This is a genomic window from Syntrophomonas wolfei subsp. wolfei str. Goettingen G311 (assembly GCF_000014725.1).
Taxonomy (GTDB): domain Bacteria; phylum Bacillota; class Syntrophomonadia; order Syntrophomonadales; family Syntrophomonadaceae; genus Syntrophomonas; species Syntrophomonas wolfei.
The window spans coordinates 697,210-719,704 of the sequence record NC_008346.1 but is presented as its reverse complement, the minus strand read 5'-3'; the positions used below and the strand labels follow the sequence as shown (position 1 = coordinate 719,704).

Genomic DNA, 22,495 nt, shown 5'->3' with positions numbered 1-22,495 from the left:
TTGCACTTTAGCTGCTAATAAATACCTTTATCAAACCTATCAGGACCGCCACAACAAAACCAAAAAGCAAGGTGGGGCCTGCTACCGTGAAAATCCGGGCACCCACTCCGAATATGTAGCCTTCCCGCTTGAACTCCATAGCTGAAGCTACTATAGCGTTGGCGAAGCCGGTAATGGGGACAATGGAACCGGCGCCAGCCCTTTTTCCCAGTTCATCATAGATTCCGATACCAGTAAGAAAGGCTCCCAGGAATATCATAATTACGGCGGTATAGGAAGAAGCATCAACTTTGCCTATGCCCTGCTTGAGAAGATAATTCATTATTAGCTGGGCCAGGAGACAGATAAGCCCTCCTACAATAAATGCCCAAACACAATGCTTAAGGAGGGGAGGTTTGGGTTTTACCTGCTGTACCAGGTTTTCATATTCCTCTACTTCAATCTTCTTCCATCGCTTCGGATCAGGTGTGTTCACCAATTTACCTCCTTGCCAGGCTATTATTAACTTTATAGCTTAAGATTATGCGCTCATTAGCTTTGCAGGGTATTGAAGGGACGGCTCCTTTTTAACATTTGATTAGTAAGAAAAGTGAGGAGTAAGGGGTAAGGGGTGAGGGGTTTAGTTTATTTCCTACTACATCTTACTATTCAAGCACCTACTAACTCACTTTTCATCGGTGGTTGTGGCCCCCGGCCATGGGGGTTCTACTGCAAAAGCTATTTATGCAACCCTTATGCAACAAAAGGGGTTTTACAGCGGAGTCACATTCAGAAAACTTAGCAAAAGGGCCGTCCCTCAACACGATAACTAGCCTAAATAAGCTATCCTGATATTGGCTTTGTATTCCACAATCTTGTTATCCGCGCAGTTGGCCGTCCAATTGACAACCTCTACTCCAGAAATATTGTTAATATCCCGTGAGGCTTCACTCACGGCATTTTCCACCGCGTCCTGCCAGCTTCTTCTTGATTCCCCGACAAATTCCGATACTTTCACCTGCAAAAGAATAACCTCCTTTTAAATTTCTTTTAATATTCTGCTTTAGGCTTATGGCTTTTATACATTTTCTTACTAACCACCCATGGCCCAGAGGCCACAACCACCGATGAAAAAGGGGAAGCAACAAGTACGAATCTTTTTGACGCTGATTAACGCTGATTTATTAAGTTTCATAAGATAGTATCAGCGTAAATCACCCTGCAGGTACCACAGATGCTCCCCTCACCCCTTACCCCTCACTCCTCACCTTTCTTACTAAACCAATGAAAGCGCTGCGGCATAGTATAAAGCTAAGGAGTGATTCATTTGCAGTTACAATATTCCGCTAATACCGTACGGCTTAATAGGGCTAAACTACATATGCAACAGCAAGGAGTCTCCATTATTACTTGCAGCAACCGGCCCGAATGCCGAGATAATATTTTGGCTAATTTCTTTCGCCAGGATTTCTCGCCCAAAGAACTATTAATTATACTAAACTCGAATAGCATGAACTTGCGGGAATGGAGAATGTGGACGGCAGGCTTTCCTGCGGTCAGGGTTTTTCAAGTGGATGAATCTCAATCTCAAGGGGCCTGTCTGAATTATGCCTTAAACTATATCAATATGGGCTATGCCGCCAAATTTGACGATGACGATTATTATGCCCCGGGCTATTTGCGCGAGCAAATGGAAGTATTTCCCGGTAGTGGTGCACATGTGGTGGGGAAATCAAGCTGGTTTATCTACTTTGAAGACAGTCAGACCCTGGCAATTTTCAACCCCAATCATGAAAACTCTTATGAAGAATACCTTACCGGAGCCAGCCTGGTAATAAAACGGGAAGTATTTCAAGAGGTGAAGTTCCGGGATTTTAGTGTGGGGGAAGACCTCTGGTTTTTAAAGGACTGTATGGAAAAAGGAATCGTAATCTATTCCTCATCACGCTTCAACTTTGTTGGCATAAGACGCCCGAATCCAGAGAGTCATACCTGGCAGGAAAGCGAGGAACAGATAATGCCTCGCTGTGAGTTTGTAGCTCATACCGCTGACTACGGCCCGCTGATAATCAGGTAAACGCAATAGAAGCTGAGTCCCTGCCCAACCCCTGCTTCCCTTATCATATTAATAAGCAGGCACAAAATGGGTATTTATAGGGTATAATATTAATCAGCTTTTTATCGCCTTCATTGCTCCCTGCTCTTGCTCCAAGGGCTGAGGTTGCCGGATGGAGATGGGTTATAATAAAAAAGCCCGGGGTTATTCTTCCCCCCTGGACATATTAGGAGCTTTATTACGCTGTTCAGCAGGGAATAATAGCTTATGATAGCTGGGGACAGGCTATGGGGTCTTATCCCCTACTCCTCACTTTTCTTACTAATCCCCCATGGCCAGGGGCCACAACTACTAATAAAAATAGTGGTTTTATAGGTAATTACTATGGCCTTAAAGAGTTTATTTTCGTTCTAACTAGTCCTTTAATCACCAACATTATTACATAGAACGGAGGAATATCATAACTTGATACCATATACAGCAAATAATGAAGAATTGTTAAATCAATTGCAGGTGAACCCCGATAAGGGCTTAAGCTCCACAGAAGCCTCCAAACGCCTGACGGAATACGGGGAAAACAAACTACAGGCGAAAAAGAAGAAAAGCATGCTGCAGCGATTCTTGGAGCAGTTCTATGATGTTATGATTTTAATCTTAATCCTGGCAGCGGCAATTTCATTTGTAGTTGCTTGCTATGAAGGAGAAGGTTTCTATGAACCGGTTTTAATCCTATTAATTGTCGTACTTAATGCCATATTGGGTGTGGTTCAGGAAAGCAGAGCAGAGAAAGCCTTGGAGTCCTTGCAAGAGCTCTCTGCCCCTCATGCGCGAGTCATTCGCGATGGCAAGGAAAGCATTATCGAGGCCTCTTTTTTAGTGCCTGGGGATATCATTAAATTAGAAGCCGGAGACAGTGTTCCTGCTGATGCCAGGCTTATTCATTCCAGCAGTTTAAAGTCTGAGGAATCGGCCCTGACCGGGGAATCGGTTCCCAGCGAAAAGGATGCGGCTGCCGAGGTAGCGGCCAACGCTCCTTTAGGCGATCGTTTCAACATGGTTTATGCCGGGTGCAGCATTACCTATGGTAATGCCCGGGCGGTTATAATTGCCACGGGAATGAATACGGAAATAGGTAGAATAGCCAACCTCCTGGATGCGGCCAATGACAGGCAAACCCCACTGCAGCACCGGCTGGCGGTGCTGGGTAAATATCTGGGGCTTATGGCCCTGGGGATTTGCGCTGTCATTTTTATTATCGGTTTAATCAATGGCATGAAAGTCATGGAAATATTTATGATAGCAGTAGCACTGGCTGTTTCGGCTATTCCCGAAGGCCTGCCGGCGATTGTTACCATCGTTCTGGCCATCGGGGTGCAGCGAATGGTAAAAAAGAACGCTATTATCAGAAGATTGCCGGCGGTGGAGACCCTGGGCAGCGCCTCAGTTATTTGCTCTGATAAAACGGGTACCTTGACCCAAAACCAAATGACGCTGGTAAAAGCATTTGCTGACGGTGCTTCTGTTTTAGAGGATATTGGTGAAAGCAATTCTGCCGTTATTAAAAAACTGCTGCAATATTCTGCGCTATGCTGTGATGGTACGGTAGAGTTTGAAGATGGCAAGGAACGGCATATTGGTGACCCTACCGAGACCTCCATCGTCCTGGCTGCTCATAAAAACAACCTGCCTAAGGATGAATTAAACCGCCTTTACCCGCGATTGGCTGAACTGCCCTTTGATTCTGACCGCAAGTTAATGACAACTGTCAATCAAATTGATGGTAAATACATGGTAATTGTCAAAGGCGCTTTCGATGTTTTAGCCGCCAGGTGCATAGCCGGAGACCTGGAAGCTGCACGAAGATTCAACAACGAAATGAGTCGGCAGGCTTTGCGTGTACTGGCAGTAGCTTATAAAGAAATTGAAACTCTGCCCGAAACAGCCAGCAGCGAAGAACTGGAAAAGGATCTTATTTTCATGGGTTTGCTGGGCATGATTGACCCGCCCCGGCCGGAAGCGCGGGAGGCGGTCGCCGTCTGCCGACGGGCCGGAATCAAACCGGTCATGATAACCGGCGACCATGTAGAAACGGCTTCTGCCATCGCTAAAGACCTGGGCATAATGCTTGAGGGAGACAAGGCCATTACCGGCAGCCAACTGGCTAATTTATCTGATAGCGAGCTTGATGAGCAGGTACGGCAGATTTCGGTCTATGCCCGGGTTTCACCGGAAGATAAAATCCGCATCGTACAGGCCTGGCAGCATCAGGGTGAAATCGTATCCATGACCGGCGATGGGGTAAATGACGCTCCGGCTTTAAAAGCCGCAGATATTGGCTGTGCCATGGGTATAACCGGTACCGATGTGGCCAAAGGTGCCGCCGATATGATACTGACGGATGATAATTTCGCCACCATTGTGGATGCGGTAAAGGAAGGCCGTGGTATTTATGATAATATCAAAAACACCGTAGGCTTCCTGTTGGGAACTAATGTGGGTGAAGTACTGGCGGTCTTTTTGGCTATGATATTATGGAAAGCCTCGCCATTTCTGGCTATGCAGCTTTTACTGATTAACCTGGTTACTGATGGCCTGCCGGCTATTGCACTGGGTATGGAACCAGTGGAAAGTGATGTTATGGAGCGTAAGCCCAAGCCCAAAGAGGAGAGTATTTTTGCTCATGGTATGGGCACCCGCATAATACTGCAGGGGGCCATGTTTGCGCTTTTAACCCTTATTGGCTTCTTTATGGTCTGGCAAATCACCGGGGATATCGTGGCCGGGCGCAGCATGGCGTTTCTGGTAATGGCGCTTTCGCAAGTGATACACTCCTTCAACATGCGCTCCAATCACTCGTTGTTTAAAACCGGCATTTTCACTAACCGCTACTTGAATGGTGCTGCTTTTATTTCCCTGGCCCTGATAGCTCTGGTGGCCTTTCTTCCCCCGGTAGCTTTCGCCTTTGGCTTAACGCAGTTATCCGCTGCTATGTACCTCTACGCTCTGGCCCTGGCCCTGGTTCCGGTAGTAGTCCTGGAGTTTTCCAAAGCCTTCGGGCTGGTGAAGCATCAAGCCTAAATAATCTGAGGGGGAAGGCATGCCTGTTCCCTCAGGTTATCAACCAGGCTTCCTTACAGGGGCGGATGGTGATGGGGATTTTGCGGGCTTGGCGGGATTGGTTTGCGGCTTCCAGGCGCAAAATACATCTTTCTATTACGGCGAAGAGATTGTAATAATCCAGAACCAGCTCTCTTGCCGCCCATATTTTATCCAGGTTTTTCTCATAGCGATTTTCCGCCAGGCAGTTTTCGATAGAGCTTATGGCCGTTTCCACATCCTCAATATCTATAGAGGTGTAAGCGCCCTGAGGAAAGTACTCTGCCAGGTTGGGACAGCCGTAATATATGGGATAGGCTCCTGCCAAATAGCAATCAGCGATTTTTTCGGTCCAGTAATGCGCAAAAAAACTGTTTTCTATGGCTATGTGATACTTATATTCCCTGATGGCATCCCATTTATCTTCAATATCGTTAATGTTGAAGCCAAAATGCTCAATCCTGGAACCAAAGTGTTCCTTCAGCCGGTCCACAAAAGCCAAGCGTTTCCTATGACCTTCGGTAAAATCTTTATTCGAGCAAACCAGAGAAATCTGCTGGTTTTTTTTAATAGCTCCCATTCTTTTGAAATCATCATAATCCAGGTTGACTTTGCTCTGTACCGCTTTTATGTCGATGATTACCCGCCCTACATGCCAGTTGAAAGCCGGAGAATAGATTATGCGAGGATGGGAAAAATTATGACCCGGGCAAGTTATCAATGTGGAAAACTGTTGAATAAAATCCGGCTCATAGTAGAAAACACTGGGAGGCTCAACGGTGAGCAAGATGGTGTTTTCCGGCGGGCAGAGGGTGCTTTCATCACTCTGCAATCCATCATAAACTACCCAATAATCACATTCTTCTACCTCTTCGTTGATGAAAAACCGGCAATTCCCCCATATTCCCTGTGAGCCGGGTGTTTGGCGAATGATAGGTTCATGGGGAACCCGGGTAGAAAGTTTAACTTTTAACATCTCTGTCTCCCTTAGCCATATACCCTCTTTTTGGTAGACTGATTACAGTCATGAATAATATATGCATCACATACAAGCACCGTTACCAGACTAAATTTCTCTTTTTAACCGCTCATAATCAGGAACAGAAATATCAATATCCCTCAGTATTTTCCTGATAAGTCCTCTTCCTAAATCTTCATTATGACAAGGAACTACTGTAGCTCTTCCATCGGGATGGGCAAAAAAAGCATGACTCCCCTTTTGTCGTATCTCAATAAAACCGAGGAATATTAGTAATTTAACCATTTCCTTGTCACTAATAATGGTCAACTTACTCATACCTGCACCTCAATTTGCTGAACACCAACAAACTGGTTATTAAACACATCCTCCTGTTCTACTTCTAAACAAAGTTCAATCGCTTCTTTGATTCTTGCCAATAATTCATCCATGGTCTTTCCTTGACTATGACATCCTTTTAATGCCGGTACTGAAGCTACCAACATCCCATCCTCATCTTTTTCAATCAACACGATAAAGTTGTACTTTTTCATGATTGTATCCATTCCTTTCTTGAGGCACAAAACATCATGAAAGAGTTTCTTTCAGACTTGTCCTCCATTCCGATCCTATAAAAATAAACCGGTTCTATCTTTATTATCCTCAAAAACATCCTGCCCCGTTTTTTGTTTTCATGATATATCCTGAACTTACTCTTTTTTCATTAGTTCCTGATTATTTTTCAGATTACTGTCATTTTAACATATCGTTTTAAACACAGATAGCAACTGACCGCATGCGGATGCCCATTTGCTTTTTTTAGAGATTTTTAAGGTACCAGTCATAGGTCACTTTAAGCCCCTCCCAAAGCGAAACCCGGCTATGCCATCCCAAGGCATTAATCCGGCTTGCATCCAGAAGCTTGCGCGGGGTTCCGTCCGGTTTTGAACTATCCCAGATTATCTCGCCCTGATAGCCTACAATGGCTGCTACCATTGCTGCCAGTTCACTAATGCTATATTCCTCGCCGCTACCCACATTGATTATATCTGCTTCATCGTAGTGCTTCATTAAAAAATAGCAAGCAGTCGCCAGGTCATCGACATAAAGAAATTCCCGCCGGGGGGTCCCCGTTCCCCAGAGGTAAAGCTGAGGACTGCGAGTAAGCATGGCCTGGTGAAATTTATTTATCATGGCTGGCAGTACATGCCCATTTTCCGGATGAAAATTATCGCCCGGCCCGTAAAGGTTATTGGGCATTATGGCAATAAAATTACATCCGTATTGTGCGCGGTAGGCCTGGCACATAGCTATTCCCGCTATCTTGGCTATGGCATAGGCTTGATTGCTGGGTTCCAGTTCGCCTTGGAGCAGGTTTTCTTCCTTGATAGGCTGGGGGGCAAATTTAGGATAAATGCAGGAACTGCCTAGAAAGAGCAGCTTTTTTACCGCATATTTGCGGGCCGCTTCCAGCACATTGCTCTGAATTAAAATATTATCGTAGATAAATTCCCCGGGCCGCAAGTAATTAGCCCACATCCCCCCTACTTTAGCTGCCGCCAGGAAAACATACTCCGGCTGGAATTGCTGGAAAAACTCCTCTACCGCATCTTGCCGGCGCAAATCCAATTCATCAAATCTGCGGGTAAGTAAATTATTATAACCCCTGGTTCGCAGATGGCGTTCCAGGGCCGAACCCACCAGTCCCTGGTGCCCGGCCAGGTAAATTTTGGAGTTTTTATCCATTTGTCTCCCACCCTTTTAGTATTTAGGGCTTTTGCCCTCTTGTATAGCCCGGGTATACCATTCTATAGTCGCGGCTAATCCCTGTTCAAAAGAAATCCGGGGGCTAAAACCCAGCTCCAGCAGTTTGGATATATCCGGACAGCGCCTTAGGGGACTTCCAGGAGGCAGCGGGCCTCTGATTATTTCTATCTCCCGGCCAAGATATTGGAAAAGCTGGCTGGCAACGCTTTTTATGCTTATCTCTTCAGGATTGCCTATATGATATATGTTCAAGTGCTGGCCGAATTGTATTAGCGAAATTAAGGCATCAATAAAATCGTCAATATAAATAAAAGCCCGGGTCTGGCTGCCATCTCCCTGTATGGGGAAAGGAACTGGCCCTTGCGGCTTGGATTCTATGGCCTTGATAGCTCGCAGGATAAATTGGGGCAGTACATGTTCCCAGCCCATATCCGGACCGTAAACATTATGCGGCCGGAAAATCAATACTCGTTCAAAATCCTTGCGGCCATAATTTATAGCCATTAATTCGCAGGCGATTTTCCCTCCGCCATAAGAAAATCGAGGATTGAGAGGATCCGGAATAGACAAGGGTACCGCTTCACTGGCGGGTATTTGCGGGGGATTTTGATAAACTTCCGAGCTGGAAGCCAGTATCAATTCCCCTATACCCTCTGTACGGCATGCGTCTATGACATTCAGCATGCCCCGTATGGCTACATCCAGTACCAGCTCCGGCTGATGGTAGAATAGTTCGGTGCCGTTTATATAAGCCAGGTGAATTAGTGAGTCCATCCCCCGGGCAGCAGCTATAAGCCGCTCCCGGTCACGAATATCCCCTTCTACTATCTGAACTTCACCGGCTATTCCCTGCAGTCTTTCCCGCCGCCCGCGGCTATTGTTATCATAAATCTTTAGCTCATGACCTGCACTTAGCAGTCTTTTCGCCAAAGCTGTTCCGATAAAACCGGTTCCTCCAGTGAGCAGGTACTTCCTGGCCATTTCTTCACTCCCTCGCTGATCATTCTGGAACTATCCAAAAACCCCCTTAAGGTAAAACGGCTCGGGAGTGACTGCCCAATGCCATATACCCAATACCGGACGGTAAATGAAGCTCTTTGGCCACAAAATTGTTCCAAAAGTCGTAGATTAAAGCGGGACGAGCCAGGAGTTCACTTAGATTCTCAATCTGCATATGGGCAAACCGGGGGTGGTTGTTTAAGATAAGAATTAGATTTGCTCCTCTCATGGCATCTTCCAGGTTAATACAGGGAATTAAACCGAAAGCCTCTATCCCCTCAGCCCTGACTACCGGGTCAAATCCCCGAAAATGGGCACAGGGAAAGTGCTTTTGCAAGGAGTTTAGAACGGGTCTGGCCATGGTGCCGCGAAGATCATCCGTTGGTGGCTGCCCCTTGAAGGCCAGACCAAGCAAGGAAATCTGCGGGCATTCAGGGAAAGAGGCAAACCCGGAACAAACCCTGTGCAGGTAAGATATCACTTCTTCTGGCTGCTCTTCGTTAGTTTTTCTAGCGGCCAGGGTAATTTCCGGCCACAGCCCCAGTTCCAATACTTTCTCAGCCAGGATATGGGGGTCTTTTTCCAGGCAGGGGCCGCCGACCGGTCCAGGCTGAGGCAAGCGGCTACGGGGATAAGCCAGGTTTCCCGCTTGAATCACCTCAGCCGCGCTAACCCCTATGACGTCACATAAACGGGCTACTTCATTGGCATAAGCAAAAAAAACATCCCGCTGGGCATTATCAATCAGCTTGATCATCTCAGCCGTTTCCATATCACTTACCTTTATTACTGTGGGGGTTATAAAGAGGAATAAGTGAGCGGCTCTGATAGCAGCTCCGGGGGTAAGGCCACCAACGATTTGGGGCAAAGAGCGAAGTTCTTGCAAAGCTTTCCCTTCCAGGCTCCGTTCCGGACAGAAAGCCAAATCAAAATCAACCCTGGTCTCCTCCAGGATAGCCCGGACAATTTTGCGGGTGGTCTCTAATTTTACGGTGGAACGCATTATAACCAGGTCATTCTCTTTTAGATGTAGCGCCACTTCCCGGCAGACATTTTCCACCATGTCAAGCCGGACTTTACCCTTTTCGTCCAGGGGAGTACCTACGGTTATTATAAAAACACTTCCAGCAAAGCTATCCGCTATGCTCGCAGTGACTTGCAGCCTGCCTGTCTTGATCACATTTTTTAAGCGGGCTGATAAGCCAGGTTCATAGAAGTGAGCTTCACCTTTTTGCAAGCTGACCACGATATCTTTTCTAATTTCCACCCCCAGTACCTGAAAACCACATTCCGCCATCACGGTAGCCAGGGTAAGGCCCACATAGCCCAGCCCCATTATGCAGATATTTCGGTCGGGGTATAAAAGGGGCACTTTGCTCATTTTTTATATCAATCCTTTCGCCCATTTCAATTCCGCCTTTTCAATCGTACAACCAGTAGGAATGGCATCCAATCGAAACTTTAGTAAGGACCGTAAACATCATCTGTCTGCCGAAACTGGCTCAGGTTTAAACAGCTCTCACCGGCAAATTTGTCCTGAGCATACCACTCCTCTACATAGTTTTCATGAAAAGGCCATAATGTAATCGTTACCACCAGGACATTCCCCCTCTATTCTCTCTATTACAAAATATGTCTTTTTTGTTGGAGTGTTACTAAGTCTATGTTTTACAAAACTATTTCTATATGTTTGTAATATAGGGATTAAATATTTTTATTTCCATTTAGTAACATCACTGGTTCCGGCTGAATAATATAAGGCAGATGCAATCCATAGTATTAGGCATTATTCAGTCGTTAAACATTTTTATAGGAGGTAATAGTTTATGAGCAATTACAAGTTGGAAAACCCGGGTTGTTGCCCCCCTTATCCCCCTTGCCCCCCCAGGCTCAACCAGACCATTTTGAGCTGCGGAACTGGAAGCGGGGTTAAGCTTCCTTCCATCAGTGAATACCGTTCCCAGTTGGTCAACCCTTATGTTGTTGCCAGTTTATCCATTGATACCAGCAATCTCAGCAACCCCAGTGTTAAACTGGATTTCTCCAGTATAATAACTTATAAAGAACTATATGATTACTGGCTTTGTGACTTGCGCTTGACCTTTCAGTTATCCAGGGTTTGCGGTGGAGCCAAAGCCGTGCTGGGAAACTGGAACTTTGAAAGAAATGTGGGGTTTGGCTGGTATGGAAATAACGGCAGAGCAGTGGAAGGCAATGAAGCGGAGCTTAGAGCCAACGGCTTTGGTATCACCGTTGAGACCGTAGATGCCTTTGGTTTCACCTTTTGCGATTGTCACGCTTGCCCCGGTTGTTGCACCTATATGGTTGAAGTGATTAATGCTGAAACGAGTGGTGTTGATTTTGCAGATGTTTCCCATCCCATGTTCAACGCCCTGGCGGTAGGTCCTCTGGCCTGGGGTGACTAATAAGAAAAATGAGGAGGGGTAAGGGGTGAGGGGTTTAATTTATTTCCTGCTACTTCTTACTATTTAAACCCCTACTAACTCACTTTTCATCCGTGCTTGCGGCCCCTGGCCATGGGGGGATAAGTAAAATGCCGGAGTTCTGCTCCGGCATTTACAATGGCCAAGTATAACTATGCTGTTTTGTCCTTCCTTTTAACTCCTAAAAACGCCTGAAATCCCTCTATTGCAGGAGGCTGCGGAGTTTGAGGATGGCGCTCTTTTCGATGCGGGAGATTTGTACCTGCGATACTCCCAGGTCTTCAGCAATAACGGTTTGGGTCTCATCCTGGAAAAAACGGCGGATAATAACCACCCTTTCCCTTTCATCCAGCTTGGCCAGGGCTTCTCGCAATGCCAATTTTTCCAGGATAGCTACATTCCCCTCTTCATGTACCAGTTTGTCCAACAAAGAAAGCTGCTCCTTTTCCTCACTCGGCACAACATCATGGATATAGGCTGGAGCCTGACAGGCCTCCATAGCCACCACGATATCTTCTTTTTCCATTTCCAACAGGCTGGCTATCTCATTTACTCCCGGTTCCCGCCCCAGATCCCCACGCAGCTTGTCCTGAGCCCAACGAACCCGAGCATAAAGCTCTTTGATTCCCCTTTGTACTTTTACCATCCCATCATCGCGTAAAAATTTTTTTATCTCCCCTATTATCATGGGTACCGCATAGGTAGAAAAGCGCACATCAAAGCTGAAATCAAAGCGCTCAATTGCTTTTAATAGGCCCATGGCTCCTACCTGGAAAAGATCCTCTTGATCATAAGAGGTATTTTTGAATCGTTCCAGGACCAGGTATATTAGTCCAACATTGGCTTCATATAGCTGCGCTTTGGCTTCCTGGTCTCCCCCTTGCGCCAGGCGTAGGAGGGCTTCATTGTTCTGGTAAGAACTGCTTGAGGACATGGTCTGGCCCTCCTTTACGCATAGGCTTCCTGTTCTTTTTTCCTAAAATGCCTTTTTAGCCGGACCGTAGTTCCTTCGCCGGGTTGGCTGAAGACTTCCATTTCGTCCATATAAGACTTCATAAAGGTAAAGCCCAGTCCCGTCCGGGAGCTATCGCTGGAAAAGGCGGGTTCTATAGCCTTCTCGATATCTTCGATTCCTTTTCCCTGATCCTCAACCACAATTTCCAGGCTACGATCATCCATTATGCTGACTAAAACGACTATCTTCTCATTACACCTGTTTTCATAAGCATGAATTATGCAATTGGATACCGCTTCCGAGACTACCACCTTAATTTCTTCTATATCTTCCAAGGTTAAGTCTAATTGTGTGGCAAAAGCTGCCACGCAGGAACGGGCAAAGGATACATTCTCCGCCAGGCTTTTAAATTCGAAGCGTACATAATTCTTTACATTCATAATGATTCCAGCCCAGGGCTGGTATTCACCTCCTTAAATATTGATTATATCCTGTTCACTCCGATACAAGGGAACTAGTTTGTTAATTCCGGAAAAAATCAGGATTTTTTCAACCGCCGGGCTGGCCCCAACAATATACATACGCCCGTTCCCTGCATTCATCCGCTTATATCGGCCTATAATTACACCCAGACCGGAACTATCTATAAAGCTTACTTTCTCCAAGTTTAAAACCAGGTTTTTAACCTGCTGGCTTTGAATTTTGCTATCAATCTCTCGCCGGAGTTTTTCTGACACTAACAGGTCCAATTCACCCGAGATTTTTACCACTAGAGTATTCCTAATCAGTTTTAAATCTATTTCCACAGCAAAATCCCCTCCCTGCAAGCTACTAAAATAAGCTTCTACAAGGAGGGGACGAATACCTTCCACAAAATTCCATTTATAATAGATAGATTTCGGCAAATATTTTCCCGATTTCCTTAAGCAATCCTCCGCGACCGACATCACTGGCTGCCACCAGGTTTATTTCTTTAATCAAATCTCCGTCTTTATATAGCGAGATTTCACCTAACTTCTGTCCCTTACTTACCGGAGCATCAACATAAGGAAGCAATGAGGTTTTGCTGTTTATCTTCTTTTCTTCTCCCTTGATTACCGTGCAGCCAACTTCTTCTTCCGCTAGCACTTCTACCTGCTCCTCTATACCTTTGCCTATTTTTACAATTCCACAGCTTTTACCCTGGCCAATCAGGCTCTTAAAAGCATAACGGGCAAAACCATAATTTAAAAGCTGCATGGAATCCCGGAAATTGCCATGTTTCTCCGGGGATGCCATGACCACGGAAATCAGGCGCAAGCCATCTCTTTTGGCGGTTCCTGCCAGGCAATATTTGGCCTCATCAGTCCATCCGGTTTTAAAACCATCCGCCCCCTGGTACCACCAGAGCAGTTTGTTGGTATTAAATAGCTTGAATTCTCCCTGCCTGAGATCATATTCTTTGATAGAACTGTACTCTAATATTTTAGGGTGGGCCAGCGCCTCACGGCCAATTACCGCCATATCATAAGCACTGGTATAGTGTTTGGGAGCACTAAGGCCATAAGAATTGATAAAGTGGGTATTCTTCAAGCCCAGCATTTTAGCTTTATGGTTCATTTTATCCACAAAGTTCTGGTGCGTGCCTTCCAGGTGTTCAGCCACGGCTACACAGGCATCATTGGCCGAACCAACAGCTATGGCTATGAGCATATCTTCGTAGCTCATCTGTTCTCCCGGCTCCAGATAAATCTGGGAACCCCCCATCTTCCAGGCATTCTCACTGGTCACGACTTTGTCTTTCAGGGTTACTTTCCCTTCCTCCAGGGCTTCCATAGCCAGAATCAAAGTCATCAGCTTGGTCATGCTAGCAGGAGCTAATTGTTTATGTTCATTTTTAGCCAGCAGTACTTTGCCGGAATCAGCATCCATTAGAACATAAGACTCTGCTTTTACTTCCACCACCTCGGCCTCCAGCCTAGTTGGAGCAGCAATAATAAATACCATAACCCACAAGACAAGCCAGGCGATGCTCCTTCTGCAACACATGATTCTAACGCACCTCCCCCGTAATAATCATTAGTAGATTATATTTAGGAATACAGGCTATTATACCAGCAAATTGTATAGATACAGGAGCTTGCCTCATTTTACTTTTTTCTACAAGCTGGATATGTTATTATGATGGCAAACCAGGCTTATTCTTCTACTATTCCGATTCCCTATTAAAGGAGGAATCCACAGTGTATATAGGTATTACTGGTCTTATGCCCGGTACTATGTCAACTGCTGCTGGAATAATAATGCTCATCAAATCGCAAGAACAAGCCAGCCAGTCGGTGGCTTTCATTGGTAAGATGCAGGATCATATGATTAAAATCCATGGTGAGGAGATAAGTAAATTGTTCAATACCAAAGATGTGGCGGCATTAAGTAAAACCATTAACTCCAAGGTTGGTCAGGTAGTCAATCTAGTGGCTTAATACTATTAATTACATGCCGGAGGTTTAAATGTTAGAAAATTGGCAATCAATCGCAGAGCAAATCTATAAGAATGAGCTTACCTTTCCCCATTTGCGGGAGCGCTTGCAGCGCGGCGGAGAACTTAGAGCCTGGTACAAATATTACCGGGGCGGCAATCAATGGGCCGGCAAGCATTTTGTGGAGGAAAATGTTTTCCTGATGGAAAAAGTTCTTATCTGGGTGCAAATTGCCGAAGATGGGAAAATGGGCATCTATAGCTTCAAGCTGGATGATATATCTAAAATCGACCGCAGTTATACCTTTGCCGACAAATCTCAGGAAAAGCTGGTTCTATCTCAAGCAACCATAACCTTCAAAACCATGAAAAACAATAGCAAACGCGATACCCTGGTATTCAAACGCCCGCTTCAATCTGAAGAGGGAGATGTAGAGGGTTTTGAACAGCTTATCGCCCTGCTGGATTAATATTGCATTCTGCTATAATATCTATCAGCTAATGGTTTCAATAATCAAGGGCTTTTTTTCCACTGCTTCATCAGAAAAGTGGTAAGCATCCAAGAGGATTTTCCGGGCCATTTCCAAACGACCGGGGTCATTGGCATGGATTATCGCCAGGGTGTCCCCGGCTTCAACCAGGTCTCCCGGTTTTTTTAATAATTCAATACCCACAGCGTAATCGATTATATCTCCCAATCGTTCTCTACCTGCACCCAGCAGCATGGCGGCCTGCCCTATTTTGAGGGCATCCAGATTCTCTATATACGCCCGCTTATCCGCTAGGATTCTCTCCTTAATAGCGGCTTCCGGGAGCCCGTAGCTGGGAAGGGAATAGTTCAATTCTCCTCCCTGGGTCTCTACCATCTGTTTCCAACTGACCAAGCCCAGGCCGCTTTTCAATGCAGCTCGGGCTAGATCCCGCGCATCATTAATACTGGCGGCCTTTTCCCCCAGAACTATCATCTGCGCCGCCAGCTCCAGCGACAGTTCTTCCAGATCAGGAGGTCCCTGCCCTTGCAGAGTGTCAATAGCTTCTTTAACCTCCAGGGCATTTCCCACCGCATTTCCCAGGGGTTGATCCATATTGCTGAGCAGAGCTGCTACCTTACGGCCTGCTCCTCTACCGATATCAATCATGGTTTTAGCCAGTTGACTGGCTTTCTCGTAACTTTTCATAAAGGCGCCGCTGCCGACTTTAACATCCAGTACTATTCCCTCAGCTCCCGAAGCAATTTTTTTGCTCATTACGCTGGAAGCTATCAAAGGTATACTGTCTATAGTTGCTGTCACATCCCGGATAGCGTAAAGCCTCTTGTCTGCCGGCACCAGGTTGCCGCTCTGTGATACTACCGCCGCCTTAATCTGACTTACCTGCTGCAAGAAAGCCGGATAAGCCATTTCCACTTTAAATCCAGTAATAGACTCAAATTTATCTATAGTTCCTCCGGTATGACCCAGGCCCCGTCCGGACATTTTAGCCACGGGTACGCCGGTTGCCGCTACCAGCGGAATAACTACCAGGGTAGTTTTGTCTCCCACCCCACCTGTGCTGTGCTTGTCCACTTTGACCCCTTCCACTGCTGAAAGTTCTATCACTTCACCGGAATAGGCCATGGCCAGAGCTAAATCCCGGGTCTCCCTTGGGTTCATGCCCCTAAAATATACTGCCATAGCCCAGGCGGAAATCTGGTAGTCGGGAATAGTACCGTCAGCAATACCCCTGACCAGAAATTCAATTTCCTCCCGGCTCAAATCTTTACCATCGCGTTTTTTTTCGATAATGTAGGGCATCTTCATTTTATGCAGTCACTCCTTTATGGACAGGTGAGGAGAAAGTAAACCGGGTGTTAAATCCATACTTTGCCACACACGCTTGTATATGCAACCCTTTACATCAAAAGGGTTTTTGCCGTAGAGTAAATAATCATTAACGCTAGGTGAGTTCCAACTGTGATACCCATTCCAAGTCTTTGCCGTAGAGTAAATAATCATTAACGCCTTATCAAAGGGTAGAAACTCTTTCCGGCCAGCCCGCAAGCCTCTACCCCTAAATGCTCCGCTATGCTCTGTCCCAAATCGGCAAAACTCTCCCTGATCCCCAGGTCAACCCCGGGTCTGCAGTCTGATCCATAAACCAGAACCGGTACCATTTCCCGGGAATGGTCGGTGCTGGGGGTAGTGGGGTCGCAGCCATGGTCGGCACTAATAAAGAGGAGATCGCCCGGCTTCAGGACAGACATAATATTTACCAGTTCAGCGTCAAATTCCTTCAGGGCCCGAGCGTAGCCTTCAATATCATTACGGTGTCCAAATACCTGGTCAAAATCCAGCAGATTGGCAAATATCAGGCCTGACGATTCTTCTTTGATCGCCTCAATTATAAGCTCTATTCCCTGACGGTTGCTTTTGCTGGGACGGCTTTCACTCACTCCCCGGCTGGCAAAAAGGTCGTAAATCTTGCCAATAGCTATAACCTGCTGTCCCGCTTCTACTATCGCATCCAGTATGCTGCGTTCCGGGACCAAAGAAAAATCATGGCGATTGGGGGTACGCTGAAAGGCTCCGGGATGACCGATAAAGGGGCGGGCGATGACCCGGCCTACTGCGTTTTCTCCAGCCAGCATCTCCCGGGCCGTTTGACAGATGGCATAAAGCTCAGCCAGCGGTATAACCTCCTCATGAGCAGCCACCTGAAAAACGCTGTCGGCTGAGGTATAAACGATGGGACAAGCCGTTTTCAGGTGTTCCGGCCCCAGGCGCTCTATTATCTCGGTTCCAGAGGCCACTACATTACCCAGGGTTTTCCTCTGTATTCTCTTTTCAAATTCCTCAATCAAATCAGGGGGAAAGGCATAGGGATAGGTGGGAAAGGGATATTTTAAGACCTGCCCCATCATCTCCCAATGACCGGTGGTGCTATCTTTGCCTGGTGACTTTTCCTGCATTTTGCCATAGGCGCCAAGAGCTTGCCGGACAGGCTTTACCCCGGGTATTTCATCCAGGTTCCCTAAACCCAGGCTCTGCAGGCAGGGAAGCTCCAACCCTCCCACCGCCCGGGCCGTATTAACGATGGTATTACTACCCTGATCCCCATATAGACTGCTATCTTCCATTTCCCCAATGCCGGCACTGTCTAAAACTATTAATATGGCTCTCTTGGTCAAAACTGTTTACCTCCTGTAGTTCAGATTCCCCGCAGGTCTGGAACTCCATGCAGAATATTATACTTGATTTCACTGATTAGTAAGAAAAGTGAGGAGTGAGGGGTAAGGTGTGAGGGGGTTAATTTATTTTCTACTACATCTTACTATTTAAGCGCCTACTAACTCACTTTTCATCGGTGGTTGTGGTCGCCGGCCTTGGGGTATCACTATTAAGGACACGGGGGTCGTTCCCACATACCCTATATATCTCGCAGTTCGACTAGGATCGAGGATGATACTGCTGGTAGACCTCACGCAGCCTGCTTTTCGTCAGGTGGGTGTATATCTGGGTGGTAGAAATATCGGCATGGCCCAGCATTTCCTGAACCGCTCTGAGGTCGGCTCCATTTTCCAACAAATGAGTGGCAAAAGAATGTCTCAAAGTATGGGGAGTTACTTCCTTTTCCAGTTCAGCTTTCTCCACATAATTCCCCAATATTTTAAAAAAACCTTGCCGACTCAAGGGCCGTCCCCGGGCATTTAAGAAAAGCGTTCTCTCCAGAGGATTTTTTACCAGCGAATTACGAACTCGGGCCAGATAACGTTGAACCCAATCGATGGAAGTCTGGTTTACGGGTATAATCCTCTCTTTGCGGCCTTTGCCCATACAACGCAAAAAACCGGCTGTAGGGTTGAGATCTTCCACCTGTAGAGACAGGAGCTCCGAAACCCTTATCCCAGTTCCATACATCAGCTCCAGCATAGCCCTATCCCTGATTCCCAATGGCACAACCGGGTTGGGCTGTTCCATTAGCTTGTCCACTTCTTCAATAGACAAAACCTGGGGCAGCTTACGTTTTATTTTGGGAGTCTCTAAATCGCTGCTAGGGTTTTTATCCAGCTCCCCTTCCAGTATCAGGAACTTATAATAGCTCTTGATACTGGAAAGGCTGCGGGCAATGCTGGAGTGAGCTGCTCCCTGGTCCAACTGCCAGGCAAGGAAAGCCATGATATCATGCTTGCTTATATTCTGCGGGCTTAGGGCCCGGGAATTTTCTTGCAAGAACTGTTGGAATTTCAACAGATCCCGCTTATAGGCAATACGGGAATTGGCCGCCAGGCCCTTTTCAAAATTAAGGTAACTAATAAAATCCTCTATGGAATTCTGCATAAGCTTGCTCCCCGTTTTCCTGATGTTTTTTGTTTTTGACATACTCGCCCGGTTTTCCTGCTTTCACTCCTTCTCCTCATAATAAAAGTTTTGCAATTTGAAAACAAAGTGATCCATTACCTCTTCAAATTTTGTACTTTGTTGGTTGTTCTCTACCCGCATGGGGTTGCCGCTGGGGTGCTCTTCCTTAAACCAGTTGCCCAAAGCCGGAACCTGCTTATGCAATATCCCGGTCATGGTCGGAACGGCCAGAGCAAAGGCAAGGATAAAAACGAGCAAAATCAAGAAGCTAAGCATCTTTTTTTTCCAATTATTTATAACAACAATCACAGATTTTCACCTCCAGAGAATATTATTAAGGTCCGCTTTTTCTTCAGACCAGGAGCTGCAGCAACCAGGGTGATAGATAAGCTTCGATAAAGGCCCCGAGTAAAAATACCAGGATGAAAAGCAGCATCAATAAACTATAAGCTATCAAAGCTGTTCCCAGGGGCAAGTAACTGTTGTTTCTGCCTTTTAGTATATATAGCGAAACATTAACTGCCACTACCGCCCATATTAAAAGAAAAGGTATATAGACGATGTTCTGGGGAAGAACCGCAATAAAACTCAGAATAATACCGGCACCGGCCTTCTCCTGGAATAAAAAATTTAAGGTGAATCCCAGGGAAATGCCCCGTAAGAATATTACCGCCAGAATCAAGGGAAAGCCGATTACCGTAAGACCAAGAAACCATATCGCCAGAATAGTCTTGCTCTGATGAAGAAAGGCGCTGAAAAAGATGCTGGCTCCATCAAGATTCCCCTCCATGCCCCCTTTCAAATAGTTATCTATCATCTGCAAGAGATGACTTCTTACTCCCCCTTCCAGGCTGGATACTTTGTAGCTTCCCACAATAATACCGCTTAAAAAAATAAGTAATATGAGCAAATACTGCCAGCGATTATCCCTGATATGTTGTTTTATCCGCTGTTTCAAATACATAGCCGTCTCCTTTTGCCGGTTTTAAGGGCCCCTATTTTTTGAGCTCATAGCTTTTGGCAGCGGATTTTTCACCGGCCTTTAGAAAAAGATATTTATTTTTACTTCACTTTATGCAGAAAAGAAAAAGACCTGGAAATTATTCCAGGTTATAACAAGATGGACAACCTTGGAGTGATATCTGACAAAAAGAAGAACGAAATCGCTTCAGAAACTACCTCTCAGATTTCGTCGCTTCTTCATCATCCAAAATATTGATTTCTTCAATTTCTTGATATAAGACAGCATTAATTTGCCTGGCAAGCTCCGGTAAACTTTTGGTAATGGTTCCCCAAAGCACTGCTAAATCAATGTTTTCATAATCATGAACAATTTTGTTTCTCATACCACGAATGCTTTTCCAGGGTATATGGTCATGCTTCTCCTGTGTATCCCTGCTAATTTCTTTCGCCAGTTCACCAATTTGGGAAACTGAAAAAGCACTGGCGGAAATAGTTTTTTTATCTGCCATAAAGTTTTCGAAAGAAAAACCATCAATATATTGTATTACATCATCTATATAAGTACTTATCTTTTGCAATATAATCCTATCTTTGCCGGTCATATAAAACAATTCCCTCCTGTTCTATTACAGATTGCATGGCCGAATTATTTTTTAACTCTGTAATCTCAAAAAGATCAACACATTTACCCAGTTGGGTTGTAATATCCTCCAGTACTCCATAAAAATCTATGTTTAAAAGCTCACCTTTACTGTCAATAAGAATATCTATATCACTAATGTTAGTGGGGTTACCTTTGGCATAGGAACCAAATAGTATAGCACGATAGACAGGTGCGTTTTCAAATATAGGAAATAGTTTTGTTTTTATTTCATTTATGCTAATAATTGCTTGTTCCATATTTTCACCTACTTTGTATTTTTTCCCTTAATTATAGCGGGGAAATGGTAATTTTACAAGATAGTGGACGGTTCTATTGCCCGTCAATGATGATGACCTTTTGTCTCACCATCTAGAGTAGGTTCTGCTGGCGCAAGGCTTCGTAAATGACCGGTACTACTTGTTTCTTGCGCGACATAACTCCCTGCAGAAATATCTCCCCTTTTTCGCTATGCAAACCAAAAGCCTGCTCGACCAGAGAGCTTTTCTCCCCGGCAAAGAGCAATTCAGTTCCCTCTTCCAGAATACCGGTGACCATCAAGCATATAAAAGCATAGGCTTTGCGCTCACATATTTCCTGCATGCTTTTTAAGAGGGAGGTTTTGCGCCGGGAGAAGCTGGCCAGGTCGACCGTTTCAATCTGTGAAATAGCAAAGATCAGCTCTTCACTACTATACTCCTTGAGGTCTTCAAATATCAATTCCTCATCATCCCGTTTATCCAGCTGATGGCTGTTTTCAAATATGGCTTTGCCCCAGCTTAAGGGCTCTAGTCCCGATATTTCCTGCAATTTAGCGGCAATACTTAAATCCTTGCCGGTAGTGGTAGGTGATTTGAAAAGCATGGTATCACTAAGTATTCCCGATAGCAGTAATCCAGCCAGGTTTTGGGAGAGCGTTAGTTTCATGTTGATAAACTTCTCCGCCACCAGGGTGGAGGTGGAACCAACCGGTTCATTGTGAAAGTATATGGGTGATATGGTCTGTAAATCGCCCACCCGGTGATGATCCACTATCTCCAGTATTTCTGCTTCTTCCACCCCGTCAACTGCCTGTTTCTTTTCGTTATGATCCACCAGTATGAGCTTCTTGCGCCGCATATTCAAGAGGTGGTAGCGGGAAATAATCCCTAAAAAGCGATTTTCTTCGTCTACCACAGGGTAATTTCTGAACCTAGTGGAAAGCATGAGCTTGCGGGCTTCTTCTGCGGCCTCGTCTTTTTCAAAAAGGATTAAATCCCGGATTTTCATTATGTCGGTCACTTTTTTATTCAGTAATTTCCCGAGTATTCCCGGAGTTTCCGCCAGATCTCCCACATCCAGCAGGCTGTTCATAAAGAGCATGGCCATGTCACCGATGGTAATCAGACCCAGCAGTCTCTCTTTCTCATCAACCACGGGAACGGTCTTCAGTTCCTGCTGGCGCAAGAGATTGCTGAGCTCCATCAGGTTCATATCCCGGCATACACAAAAAGGCTCCTTTTCATCCAAAAGGTCTTCTACCGTGGTCTTAACATTCTTTATATGCAGGGGCGGGGCAAAATCAAAAGCCTCCAATACGAAATCTATTTCATCGCTCATTTCTCCCGCCATCGCCGCCAGGTACAGCCCCTGGTCTGTGGCTTCCTTATATTCCCGGTAGGCTATGGCAGCAGCAACGGCATCTATATCCGGATTTTTATGTCCTATCACATAAATCGCTTTCACTCTTAAAACACCTCCCTTGATTTAAGTTTAGCCTGTTTTTGCCATAATCATCCCTTGCGTTTATTTGTCGAATTAAAGGGTTTTTAGAATAAATACAAAATATAAATATCATGGATAA

At 45.6% G+C, this 22,495-nt stretch carries 26 protein-coding genes; 5 read left to right on the top strand and 21 right to left on the bottom strand.

Annotation, left to right across the window (positions count from 1 at the left end; all coding sequences use genetic code 11):
- Positions 1-7 precede the first annotated feature (7 nt).
- Positions 8-475, bottom strand: a complete 468-nt coding sequence (gene spoVAC / locus SWOL_RS03170) for a stage V sporulation protein AC (RefSeq protein ID WP_011640060.1) — start codon at positions 473-475, stop codon at positions 8-10.
- Positions 476-808: 333 nt separating this feature from the next.
- On the bottom strand, positions 809-997 hold the full coding sequence (locus tag SWOL_RS03165; protein WP_341271088.1) for a dodecin family protein: 189 nt from the start codon (positions 995-997) through the stop codon (positions 809-811).
- Positions 998-1,306: 309 nt separating this feature from the next.
- Between SWOL_RS03165 and SWOL_RS03160 the strand changes: the two genes are divergently transcribed.
- Complete coding sequence (locus tag SWOL_RS03160) at positions 1,307-2,056, top strand: glycosyltransferase family 2 protein (RefSeq protein ID WP_011640058.1); 750 nt, start codon at positions 1,307-1,309, stop codon at positions 2,054-2,056.
- 444 nt (positions 2,057-2,500) lie between these two features.
- Positions 2,501-5,113 (top strand): calcium-translocating P-type ATPase, PMCA-type, encoded by a 2,613-nt coding sequence (locus SWOL_RS03155; RefSeq protein WP_011640057.1) that lies wholly within the window; start codon positions 2,501-2,503, stop codon positions 5,111-5,113.
- A gap of 31 nt (positions 5,114-5,144) precedes the next feature.
- On the opposite strand, the gene SWOL_RS03150 is transcribed toward SWOL_RS03155, so the two are convergent.
- The 7 genes from SWOL_RS03150 to SWOL_RS15050 form a co-directional block, all read right to left on the bottom strand.
- Positions 5,145-6,107: a glycosyltransferase family 10 domain-containing protein gene (locus SWOL_RS03150; RefSeq protein ID WP_011640056.1), complete on the bottom strand. Its 963-nt coding sequence runs from the start codon at positions 6,105-6,107 to the stop codon at positions 5,145-5,147.
- Between the two features lie 90 nt (positions 6,108-6,197).
- The gene (locus SWOL_RS03145) at positions 6,198-6,428 is read right to left on the bottom strand and encodes a type II toxin-antitoxin system HicA family toxin (RefSeq protein WP_011640055.1); all 231 of its coding nucleotides are present in this window, start codon (positions 6,426-6,428) and stop codon (positions 6,198-6,200) included.
- Positions 6,425-6,655 carry a type II toxin-antitoxin system HicB family antitoxin gene (locus SWOL_RS03140; RefSeq protein WP_242649356.1) on the bottom strand — a complete coding sequence of 77 codons (231 nt, stop codon included), beginning with the start codon at positions 6,653-6,655 and terminating at the stop codon, positions 6,425-6,427. The genes SWOL_RS03145 and SWOL_RS03140 overlap by 4 nt, the downstream gene beginning before the upstream one ends.
- Positions 6,656-6,908: 253 nt before the next feature.
- Positions 6,909-7,835 (bottom strand): GDP-L-fucose synthase family protein, encoded by a 927-nt coding sequence (locus tag SWOL_RS03135; RefSeq protein WP_011640053.1) that lies wholly within the window; start codon positions 7,833-7,835, stop codon positions 6,909-6,911.
- 15 nt (positions 7,836-7,850) lie between these two features.
- On the bottom strand, positions 7,851-8,837 hold the full coding sequence (locus tag SWOL_RS03130) for an NAD-dependent epimerase/dehydratase family protein (RefSeq protein WP_011640052.1): 987 nt from the start codon (positions 8,835-8,837) through the stop codon (positions 7,851-7,853).
- A gap of 46 nt (positions 8,838-8,883) precedes the next feature.
- Positions 8,884-10,236, bottom strand: a complete 1,353-nt coding sequence (locus tag SWOL_RS03125; protein ID WP_011640051.1) for a nucleotide sugar dehydrogenase — start codon at positions 10,234-10,236, stop codon at positions 8,884-8,886.
- Positions 10,237-10,316: 80 nt separating this feature from the next.
- On the bottom strand, positions 10,317-10,451 hold the full coding sequence (locus tag SWOL_RS15050; RefSeq protein ID WP_278078273.1) for a hypothetical protein: 135 nt from the start codon (positions 10,449-10,451) through the stop codon (positions 10,317-10,319).
- A 230-nt stretch (positions 10,452-10,681) separates the two neighbouring features.
- On the opposite strand from SWOL_RS15050, the gene SWOL_RS03120 reads away from it, so the two are divergent.
- Complete coding sequence (locus SWOL_RS03120; protein ID WP_011640050.1) at positions 10,682-11,281, top strand: DUF4489 domain-containing protein; 600 nt, start codon at positions 10,682-10,684, stop codon at positions 11,279-11,281.
- Between the two features lie 220 nt (positions 11,282-11,501).
- Here SWOL_RS03120 and SWOL_RS03115 read toward each other — a convergent pair whose 3' ends face one another.
- The 4 genes from SWOL_RS03115 to SWOL_RS03100 form a co-directional block, all read right to left on the bottom strand.
- Complete coding sequence (locus SWOL_RS03115) at positions 11,502-12,233, bottom strand: SigB/SigF/SigG family RNA polymerase sigma factor (protein ID WP_011640049.1); 732 nt, start codon at positions 12,231-12,233, stop codon at positions 11,502-11,504.
- A 14-nt stretch (positions 12,234-12,247) separates the two neighbouring features.
- On the bottom strand, positions 12,248-12,694 hold the full coding sequence (gene spoIIAB / locus SWOL_RS03110) for an anti-sigma F factor (RefSeq protein ID WP_011640048.1): 447 nt from the start codon (positions 12,692-12,694) through the stop codon (positions 12,248-12,250).
- Positions 12,695-12,727: 33 nt separating this feature from the next.
- Positions 12,728-13,060 (bottom strand): anti-sigma F factor antagonist, encoded by a 333-nt coding sequence (gene spoIIAA / locus SWOL_RS03105; protein WP_011640047.1) that lies wholly within the window; start codon positions 13,058-13,060, stop codon positions 12,728-12,730.
- 76 nt (positions 13,061-13,136) lie between these two features.
- Complete coding sequence (locus SWOL_RS03100) at positions 13,137-14,282, bottom strand: D-alanyl-D-alanine carboxypeptidase family protein (RefSeq protein WP_011640046.1); 1,146 nt, start codon at positions 14,280-14,282, stop codon at positions 13,137-13,139.
- Positions 14,283-14,476: 194 nt separating this feature from the next.
- On the opposite strand from SWOL_RS03100, the gene SWOL_RS03095 reads away from it, so the two are divergent.
- Together SWOL_RS03095 and SWOL_RS03090 are read left to right on the top strand one after the other, a co-directional pair.
- On the top strand, positions 14,477-14,716 hold the full coding sequence (locus SWOL_RS03095; protein WP_011640045.1) for a hypothetical protein: 240 nt from the start codon (positions 14,477-14,479) through the stop codon (positions 14,714-14,716).
- 28 nt (positions 14,717-14,744) lie between these two features.
- Positions 14,745-15,182: a hypothetical protein gene (locus SWOL_RS03090; protein WP_011640044.1), complete on the top strand. Its 438-nt coding sequence runs from the start codon at positions 14,745-14,747 to the stop codon at positions 15,180-15,182.
- Positions 15,183-15,206: 24 nt separating this feature from the next.
- On the opposite strand, the gene SWOL_RS03085 is transcribed toward SWOL_RS03090, so the two are convergent.
- The 8 genes from SWOL_RS03085 to SWOL_RS03050 form a co-directional block, all read right to left on the bottom strand.
- Positions 15,207-16,511, bottom strand: a complete 1,305-nt coding sequence (locus tag SWOL_RS03085) for a pyrimidine-nucleoside phosphorylase (RefSeq protein ID WP_011640043.1) — start codon at positions 16,509-16,511, stop codon at positions 15,207-15,209.
- A gap of 194 nt (positions 16,512-16,705) precedes the next feature.
- Positions 16,706-17,878 carry a phosphopentomutase gene (locus SWOL_RS03080; RefSeq protein ID WP_011640042.1) on the bottom strand — a complete coding sequence of 391 codons (1,173 nt, stop codon included), beginning with the start codon at positions 17,876-17,878 and terminating at the stop codon, positions 16,706-16,708.
- Positions 17,879-18,137: 259 nt separating this feature from the next.
- Positions 18,138-19,070: a site-specific tyrosine recombinase XerD gene (gene xerD / locus SWOL_RS03075; RefSeq protein WP_242649354.1), complete on the bottom strand. Its 933-nt coding sequence runs from the start codon at positions 19,068-19,070 to the stop codon at positions 18,138-18,140.
- 21 nt (positions 19,071-19,091) lie between these two features.
- Complete coding sequence (locus tag SWOL_RS03070) at positions 19,092-19,358, bottom strand: hypothetical protein (RefSeq protein WP_011640040.1); 267 nt, start codon at positions 19,356-19,358, stop codon at positions 19,092-19,094.
- Between the two features lie 43 nt (positions 19,359-19,401).
- Positions 19,402-20,013 (bottom strand): stage II sporulation protein M, encoded by a 612-nt coding sequence (gene spoIIM / locus SWOL_RS03065; protein ID WP_011640039.1) that lies wholly within the window; start codon positions 20,011-20,013, stop codon positions 19,402-19,404.
- Positions 20,014-20,224: 211 nt separating this feature from the next.
- Positions 20,225-20,614 (bottom strand): HepT-like ribonuclease domain-containing protein, encoded by a 390-nt coding sequence (locus tag SWOL_RS03060; protein WP_011640038.1) that lies wholly within the window; start codon positions 20,612-20,614, stop codon positions 20,225-20,227.
- Positions 20,598-20,912: a nucleotidyltransferase family protein gene (locus SWOL_RS03055; protein WP_011640037.1), complete on the bottom strand. Its 315-nt coding sequence runs from the start codon at positions 20,910-20,912 to the stop codon at positions 20,598-20,600. The genes SWOL_RS03060 and SWOL_RS03055 overlap by 17 nt, the downstream gene beginning before the upstream one ends.
- Positions 20,913-21,024: 112 nt before the next feature.
- A complete protein-coding gene (locus SWOL_RS03050) occupies positions 21,025-22,377 on the bottom strand; it encodes a putative manganese-dependent inorganic diphosphatase (RefSeq protein ID WP_011640036.1) in 1,353 nt (450 codons plus the stop codon).
- Between the last annotated feature and the right edge of the window lie 118 nt (positions 22,378-22,495).